Source organism: Mesorhizobium sp. M7A.F.Ca.ET.027.02.1.1 (assembly GCF_004022985.1).
Lineage (GTDB): Bacteria > Pseudomonadota > Alphaproteobacteria > Rhizobiales > Rhizobiaceae > Mesorhizobium.
The window spans coordinates 1-8,048 of the sequence record NZ_RZOL01000275.1; the positions used below are offsets into that span (position 1 = coordinate 1).

Sequence of the window (8,048 nt, forward strand, 5' to 3'; positions counted from 1 at the left end):
GAGCAATGTCCTGTTGAATTTCGAGGCTGAACAATAGTTTGGGAGCCGCGACAACCATTTGACATTTGGCGCCACATTACCGATAGTATCCGCCATATCGTCGCTATTCGAAGCGCAGCTGCATCGCGCCGTCGAGCGAGGAATGTGGCCTCGCGGTATTATATAACTCGACGACGGAACGCCACCGGACCGATGTTTAGCGCGGGCTTTTTTATAGATTGCATCCTTGATAATGGCATCCTTGGACCGGGCGGCGGGTCCATATCGATGGGGTGATCGAGAAGGTGACGCGGCGGTTTTTCACTGCAGCCTTTCTGGCCCAGTCAATGGACCGGGCTGAGGTACCGGCCTGGATGTTTGATAGGGTCTTCAGCACGAGTTGGCGCATCAGGACTGCTCCGCAGGACGACTTTGCAGTGCTTGATCGCTGGCGAAACTTCTTCATAACACAGGGATAGGCACAGCATTGTCTCACGATGCGAAAATCGGGGATATGTCCATGCCGCCGTGCCCTTGGGGCAGAATCGTGCGGCTGATGCTGTGGCTCAGCGGCGCAGTCGCGACATGGAATATGGGAGCACCACTTGCTCGCCGCTCAGTGCGGAGAGGATGCGCGAGGTGTAGGTCTCGGTTGAAACAACCGCCCACTTGGTCCGGATGTTTCCTTCTTGCGTGGCGGGCCGCCAGACGCCCGCCTCACGCGCGATATATTCGACCGGTCTTGCGGTGAAGACGGTCACGCCGGCAGCAATCGCCGCCAACGAGGCCGCGCAAATAGGCGAGCGGCTGGATCGTCCCTGCACGCGGATCGATTAGGCCTGCGGGTAGGCCGAGGTGCCTGTCTTTGCACGGGTCTCCGGGCATCGAGGATATGCCACGGGGCTTCGAGCGCCTGCCACTGGCGGGCTCGCTCCGCGATCTCGGCGGCGCTTTTAGCGGCTCTGCAGTGGATCGTGCCGACCCGTTTCACCTCCCACTGCAAGCCGTGCTTGTCGACGATCTCGAAGACAGTGTGTGGCGAATCGCGCAGCCAAATTAAGCAGACGACCGCCATTGAGGGGACCGAGCGTCTCCATGAGCGCCGACGGCATCACCCAGAGGCTGGCATTCACCAATCCGGTGCTCCGCCCGGCGGCGCCAAATCAATTCGGCTGCCTCGATAACGACAGCGTCCAGGCCACGCTCGGCTAGGTGCAGCGCGGCGGACAATCCGGTCCAGCCGGCGCGACAATCGCGACATCGGCGACGAGGTCGCCTGCCAGCTTCTCCGTCGCCGGAGCTGTCCGCTCCCAAAGCCCATGCGCGGTCGATCGTTCAGCATTCTTTCCGCTCCCATCCTTATCGTCAAAGTCCATGCCCTGGCAGCAACGCGACGAGCTTCCGACGCTTGGTCATTTCGCGCCCTCCGGCCAATCCCTATTGCCGCCGTTTACAAGGCGCGGCACCGATCTGATGTGGTTCGACAAACGCTTGGGGCGAGCCTTCGCCTCAACCCAGCCGCTGAAGAGAAAATCGCGAGACCGCACAGTTCCAGAGCGAATGCTGCATGATCCCGGTAAGTCCCGTGATCATGTCCCACGACGACGCGAAGCGCTCGCATGTAATGCCCATTCGCCTTTAAAGTTCGCGTCGCAGTTGGCACGAGTTTTGAAACTCTGTCTTCGTAGGCCGGCAGGAGCTGCCGACCGGAGCGGAAAGGGCAGCCAACGCTTGTTCCCAGACACATAGGAGAGACAAAATGCTCGGCACGACCGTAAGCCAGAGTTTGAAGCGGCACGGTTTACCGCCCGGTGGCTCGGTCCGGTTTTCATGCGCCGATACGGCAGAGGAAAATATCTGCCGCGCCATTGCGCCGCCGAAGGGATCTGCGCTGCATCCAATCTGATCTTAAATGGAGGAACCGTCATGAAAATCCCCGATCAAAAGTCCGCGCTGGACCAAACCGCACGAAAAAAAGGTTCCCATGCACTCGACACGGATGTCGGTTACGTAGCCGAGTATTATCGTGATCGGGCCGATACCTACGATCTCCATGTCGGCAGTCAGGGGTATTGCGGGCCAATCGTCGTGGCAGAGCTGGCGGGAGCCGTGCAGACTGCCTATTTGGCCAAGGAGCGAGCAGCCGTTACAATCCTCGACGCTGGCTGTGGAACGGGCCTTGTCGGTCTGCAGCTGCAACGCCTAGGCTTTCAGTTGATCGACGGGTTCGACCTGATCGGGGAGATGGCCGAAAAGGCCCGACAGACCCGTATTTACCGCCATGTAACAGGCGGTGTAGACCTTAACGGTCCACTCTCGGAATACCCCAACGCGAGCTATGACGTCACGGTCTGCTGTGGCGTCTTCACGCACAGGCATGCCCGACCGGATGGACTGCGCGAACTGGCTCGCGTCACGCGCCCGAACGGCTTCGTCATCGCGAGCACCCGCAAGAGCTATGCGGAGGCGACATCCTTTGAAGATGAAGTGCGGCGTCTGCAGGATGCGGGTCTTCTGATGCCGGCACTTTGTCTTAGCGATGCGAGATACTACGAGGAAAACGCGCATTATTGGGCTTTCCAGGTGCTTGATAAAGCAAGAGCAACGGGCGAGCGGCTATGACACACTAGCGCAGATCTCGCCGGCGGATCTGACTTTCAATGACCCGAACCGGCACTCGCCGATCGGCATGCGAAAGGCTTTTGACACCGATTAGGCCTAAAGCGGATCCTCGTCCCACGCAGAAACACAGGGGCTAAAGATGTAAAGGCTCTTGGACGTTGCTTGAAGTGCACAGCGTTCGAGAGTGCGGCTGCGCAGAGGTGCCCATTTTTACGCTGCGCGCGCCGTTTCGGCTAACTAAGCTTCAAGCTGCGCGCCCATTGCCGAATCCATCTACCGGGGCTTGACGATTTGAACCCGTCATTACCTTTTTGTACTCCAACGTCCAGAAGATAAAGTCAGAATACCAGGGTATCTACTTCGGGATTTAGTTCGGAAAACTCTCCTGATTTTCTCGGAGCCAACCGCATATCGCGAATGTATCTACAGATAAGTGACTCGAATGGAGGTGTGGCATGGTGGCAGAAACGGCCGCAGTAGACACGCGAAACAGCGAATGGGACAGCTGGCGTTGGCAACTTTCAAATAGCATAACCACTTTGGATGCATTGAAGGACCATATAAATATTACGCCGGAAGAAGAAGAAGTTTTCCGCAAGGTCGGTGAAAAATATGTTTTTCGGGTAACACCTTATTACCTCTCGCTAATCGACAAGAAGGATCCAAACGATCCAGTTCGCCTACAGGCTATCCCTAACATCAAGGAACTTGACGATGTCTTCCATATTGATCAGCTCGCCTCATTTCACCGATCGGGTGTAGATTCCGAAAACCCTCTTTGGAAGGAGGGGAAGACCGAAGTGAGTTGCATCGTTCATAGATATCCAGATCGCGTACTTTTTCATATTACCAATCTGTGTGCCATCTACTGCAGACACTGCTCACGCAAGGTTCGCGCGGGCCGAAACGCGATCGTCAGCAATCGAGATCTCATTGACAAAGGAATAGCATATATAGCCGAGCGGCCAGAGATTCGGGACGTACTGTTAAGTGGAGGTGATCCGCTGATGATGGGCGACAATAAGATAGAGTACGCCTTGTCAAGGCTCAGGCATCTTCCGCACGTTCAGATAATTCGAATCGGCACTCGAACGCCTGTAACGATGCCACAGCGTATCACGCCCGAGTTCTGTCAGATGATCAAAAAGTACCATCCAATATGGATTAATACTCACTTTAATCACCCCAATGAGGTCACGCCTGAAGCGAAACTCGCTATCGAACGGTTGCTTGAAGCGGGAGTTCCGGTGGGCAACCAATCGGTACTCTTGAAAGGCATCAACGACTCGGTCGAGGTGATGAAAGAGTTGGTCCACAAACTCCTTATGGCGCGTGTGCGACCATACTATTTGTACCATGCGGACTTGGTCCGGGGCGCGGAGCACTTCAGAACTTCAATCAATACCGGGTTGCACATTATTGAGAGTTTGCGTGGGCACACCACCGGTTTTGCCGTGCCGCAATATGTAATCTGCACGCCGCTTGGCAAAACGCCACTCAATCCCAACTACCTGATAGGATCTGGACCTGGGTATATCACACTTCGCAACTACGAGTGGAGAACTTGGAAAGATCCTGACAGACTCGACTAATGTAAAAGCTCACCGTTGCTCGCCAGAGCCCGCCGCGTGTAGGAAGTGATCGACGGACCGTTCTGCGCCGACCTCGCCGCGTGCAGGGCCCGAGCCTCTTTCGACTGATGCTGGTCGAGGTCACTGCGCTCGAGTCGCTTGGTCTCTTTTGCGTATGATATCTCGATTCCAAAATTCGAGCCGGTATTGGCATCAGCCGTCGGTGAATGAGAACGTGCTGACGCAGATTGCAAACGCCGGCGCAGCGTGGCTAGGCCCGAATACGGTTGGGCCATTAGAGCCGAACAAAGACTTCTGAAAGGCAGGCACGGAGAATGAAAGTTGTTGTTATGGGAGCTGGCGTCATTGGAAGCACGACTGCCTACATGCTGACAAAGGCTGGCCTTGACGTCATCGTGATTGATCGTCGGGACCGCCCCGGCATGGAAACCAGTTTCGCGAACGGCGGTCTGATGAACCCAAGCGACTCTAGTCCTTGGAACTCCCCCGGCACGATGAAAAATCTCGGGAATATGCTCTTCGACGCCAATTCGCCGCTGAAGATCCAACCGAGCGCTGTCTCTTCGATGATCGGTTGGGGTCTCAAGTTCTTCGCCAATTCTACGGCCCGTATGCACAAGGCGAACATGATCGCCAACATCCGGCTAGCGCGGCTCAGCCTTGAGACCCTGCGTGCTATCCGCGCAGAAGAGGGGCTCACTTACGACCAGACCGTCCGCGGAACGATGCGAATGTTTCCTCCTCAGGGTCGGATGTCCGAGTTTCTCCAGATGTGCCGGGAGATGGAAGAATGGGGCGTGGTCTTCGAGAAGCTCGACAAGGCTCAGATCCTAGAAAAGGAACCCTGCGTCGCGCCGGTCATCGACCGCTACGCCGGCGCTGTTCTGTTCCCTGATGATGAAAGCGGTGATGCTCACAAGTTCACAAACGAGATCGCGCGAGTGGCACAGGCGTATGGCGCAAAGTTCTTGATGGACACCGAAGTCCTCGATATCAAGCGGGGAAGCACGACGAAAATTTCACATATTCATACGACCAAGGGAGAGATCCAGGCGGACGTCTTCGTTCTGTCGCTTGGTAGCTACAGCCCAAAATTCTCGAGCAGGCTCGGCATCCATCTGCCGATCATTCCAGTAAAGGGTTATTCGATCACCGTTCCCTTAAACGGCTGGCAAGGAGGGCCGACACGTCCGATCATGGACGACGGCCTCCATGCGATGATCACGCCTATGGGTGATCGCCTGCGGCTGGGCGGTCGCGCCGAGTTCGCCGGCTACGATAACGCGGTTGACATCAAAGAAGGGCTGCGTGTCCTTGATGATGGCTTTAGAATGCTGCCGGAGCTCAAGGACCACGTGAATGCCGACTCCGTTCTAAACTGGAGCGGCCTGCGCCCGATGACGCCGGGCGGTCCGCCTGTGATCGGCCCGACCCGCTACAGCAATCTGTTCCTGAACACCGGCCATGGGCCGCTCGGCTGGACGATGGCCTGCGGGTCGGCCCGCATAACTACAGATTACATCACTGAGGGCCAGCTGACGATCGAAGCGGTCGAACCGGAAGACTATGCGCTCTGAACGCGCAGCATCTCAGGCGCGAATACGGGGCCCGAACTGCTGCCCTTCAGCGGCTCGTCGGCAACCAGGCTCCGGAACTGGAGTTACTAAAGGGAGCTCTGAAAAGCGCAGCGCCAGCGTGAAGGCCCCAACATCTCCAGCGCGGAAGATGCCGACTGATGGCATCGCTCACGACCTACTATGACCGGCCGTATAAGCGGGTCGATGGCACCTGCACTCGGGGCGATGTTCGCGACCTGCGATGCATCCGAGTTCTACGGCTATTGCGCGTCGGCGGTTAGCAAGGCATCGACGTGAACCCCAACTGGTGAAGCAGATCATACCGGCCGGTCCGGACCAGCTCTGGGCTTGCGGCATGCCTATGTCGCGCTGCCGACCTGCTTCGTCTACGTCGCCGTCCCTCGATGCTTGGTCGCTCTTGATTGTCGGCTGCGCGCCTGACGGTCGCCGCGTTGAGAGCTGCCACCAATCGGAGAAGACCACCTCCAAACCCAATTCCCCATTTCCTGGTCGCGGCTCGCAATGTGCTGCAGGGATCTACCGGCTGTTCTTGCCGAAGGTCTGATCGGATCGATAGGCCGCAGAGGCAATCCCTACAACAACGTAAGACCGTATGTCCACTTCTGCCGGTGAGGTGGCTCGCCCTACACTGCGCGTCCGAGGGTTGCTCGGGCGGGCCGAGCCGATCCTCATCACAGGAGGACGAGCCGTGTCAGATTATAGGGAAGCATTTGTCGGAATCGATGTCGCAAAGCTTAGGAACGCCATCGCGATTGCGGATGCTGGCCGGGAGGGAGAAGTTCGCTTCATCGGCGAGGTCGACGCCTCGGATGAGAGCATGCGCCGAGTTATCCAGCGGATCGCCAACAGATTCGATCGAGTCCATTTCTGCTACGAGCCCTGCCCGACCGGCTATGGTCTCTATCGGCTGATCCGTTCGCTGGGTCACGAATGCACCGTAGTCGCTCCGTCGCTGATTCCGAGGAAGCCCAGCGATCGCGTGAAGACAAACCGCCGGGATGCCCTCGGATTGGCTAGGTTGCTGCGCGCTGGCGAACTGACGGCGGTATGGGTTCCCGATGAAGGCCACGAAGCCATGCGGGATCTCGTCCGCGCCCGGGCGGCCGCAGTTGAGACACTTTGGGTCCATCGCCAGCAGGTGAGCGCCTTCATGCTCAAGCACGGCCGTAGCTATCCGCGAAAGAAGGGCTGGACGATGCGCTATCTCTGCTGGCTGCAGGCGCAGCAGGTCGATCATCCCGCACATCAGATTGCGCTCCAGGAGATGGTCGAGGCGGTTCGCTTCTCGAAAGAGCGGGCCGAGCGGCTTGAGCGTGTGATCGAGGAGTTCGTTCCAGCCTGGTCGCTGGCGCCGATCGTGCGGGCGCTGCAGGCATTACGTGGTGTGGATCTGATCGTTGCCGTGACGTTTGCTACCGAGATTGGCGACGTGCGCCGTTTCGAAAGCCCGCGCCAGCTCATGGGCTATGTTGGCCTTGTTCCTGGTGAGCGGTCGACCGGAGAGACCGTCAGACGGGGCGGTGTCACCAAGGCAGGGAATGGCCGCGTTCGTCATATGCTGGTCGAGAGCGCATGGACCTATAGGCATGCGCCGAAAGTCGGCGCGAAGAAGCTGTATCGACTGGAGCAGGCGCCGCCAGGGGTGAGAGAGATCGCCTGGAAGGCGCAGGCCCGACTGACGGCCCGCTATCGAATGTTGAGCGGACGAGGCAAGAAGACGACGGTGGTCTGCACGGCGATAGCCCGCGAACTGGTGGGCTTCATGTGGGCTGTTGCCAGGGAGGCGCACGCAACCTGATCTAGTCGCTGCACGCGACACACATCCATCGCTCATGGGCGGGGGCGGGACCACGGCAGGGGAATGCCCGTCAGACGCTTTGTGGCCGGCAAATCGACCGACCGACGCCCGCAGTAAGATAGGAACAGCCCCGGACGCACAATCGGGAATGCGGTAACCAATCCGCGCATCAGAGCTTGATCACCGACGTCCTTCAGTTCCGCCTCCACCCATGCGCGATCATCAGAATGAACAGCCGACCTCTCGATCGGCCGGACCCCTACGTTCCAAACCTTGACAGCGGACATCAGAGCGCTGTTCCGGTGCCACCTTTCGCGCGGGGTCGTGAGGAACGATGTTCGGAGCCTTTGAGGGCTTCGATTGACGATTTCAGAGCTTACGCTTAAATCCAGCGATCACGAGCCCGCGCGAAAGGTGGCACCGGAACAGCGCTCTGATGTCCGCTGTCAAGGTTTGGAA

Annotated in this window: 6 protein-coding genes; 5 read left to right on the forward strand and 1 reads right to left on the reverse strand. The window is 58.0% G+C overall.

The window, feature by feature from the left end; all coding sequences use genetic code 11:
- Nucleotides 1-545 precede the first annotated feature (545 nt).
- Complete coding sequence (locus EN749_RS24835; protein WP_095521903.1) at nucleotides 546-761, reverse strand: hypothetical protein; 216 nt, start codon at nucleotides 759-761, stop codon at nucleotides 546-548.
- Between the two features lie 977 nt (nucleotides 762-1,738).
- Here EN749_RS24835 and EN749_RS37800 point away from each other — a divergent pair.
- The 5 genes from EN749_RS37800 (at nucleotide 1,739) to EN749_RS24865 (ending at nucleotide 7,589) form a co-directional block, all read left to right on the forward strand.
- On the forward strand, nucleotides 1,739-1,885 hold the full coding sequence (locus EN749_RS37800; protein WP_189367686.1) for a hypothetical protein: 147 nt from the start codon (nucleotides 1,739-1,741) through the stop codon (nucleotides 1,883-1,885).
- A gap of 20 nt (nucleotides 1,886-1,905) precedes the next feature.
- Nucleotides 1,906-2,601 carry a class I SAM-dependent methyltransferase gene (locus EN749_RS24845; protein ID WP_128364163.1) on the forward strand — a complete coding sequence of 232 codons (696 nt, stop codon included), beginning with the start codon at nucleotides 1,906-1,908 and terminating at the stop codon, nucleotides 2,599-2,601.
- 455 nt (nucleotides 2,602-3,056) lie between these two features.
- Nucleotides 3,057-4,193, forward strand: a complete 1,137-nt coding sequence (locus tag EN749_RS24850; protein ID WP_095521543.1) for a KamA family radical SAM protein — start codon at nucleotides 3,057-3,059, stop codon at nucleotides 4,191-4,193.
- Nucleotides 4,194-4,507: 314 nt separating this feature from the next.
- Nucleotides 4,508-5,770 (forward strand): D-amino acid dehydrogenase, encoded by a 1,263-nt coding sequence (locus EN749_RS24855; protein WP_095521542.1) that lies wholly within the window; start codon nucleotides 4,508-4,510, stop codon nucleotides 5,768-5,770.
- A gap of 613 nt (nucleotides 5,771-6,383) precedes the next feature.
- Nucleotides 6,384-7,589 carry an IS110 family transposase gene (locus EN749_RS24865; protein WP_236379326.1) on the forward strand — a complete coding sequence of 402 codons (1,206 nt, stop codon included), beginning with the start codon at nucleotides 6,384-6,386 and terminating at the stop codon, nucleotides 7,587-7,589.
- The last annotated feature ends 459 nt before the right edge of the window (nucleotides 7,590-8,048 follow it).

Coding starts and splice junctions, on each gene's coding strand:
- EN749_RS37800 (WP_189367686.1), top strand. CDS start 1,739: ATGCTCGGCACGACCGTAAGCCAGAGTTTGAAGCGGCACGGTTTACCG.
- EN749_RS24865 (WP_236379326.1), top strand. CDS start 6,384: ATGTCCACTTCTGCCGGTGAGGTGGCTCGCCCTACACTGCGCGTCCGA.
- EN749_RS24850 (WP_095521543.1), top strand. CDS start 3,057: ATGGTGGCAGAAACGGCCGCAGTAGACACGCGAAACAGCGAATGGGAC.
- EN749_RS24845 (WP_128364163.1), top strand. CDS start 1,906: ATGAAAATCCCCGATCAAAAGTCCGCGCTGGACCAAACCGCACGAAAA.
- EN749_RS24855 (WP_095521542.1), top strand. CDS start 4,508: ATGAAAGTTGTTGTTATGGGAGCTGGCGTCATTGGAAGCACGACTGCC.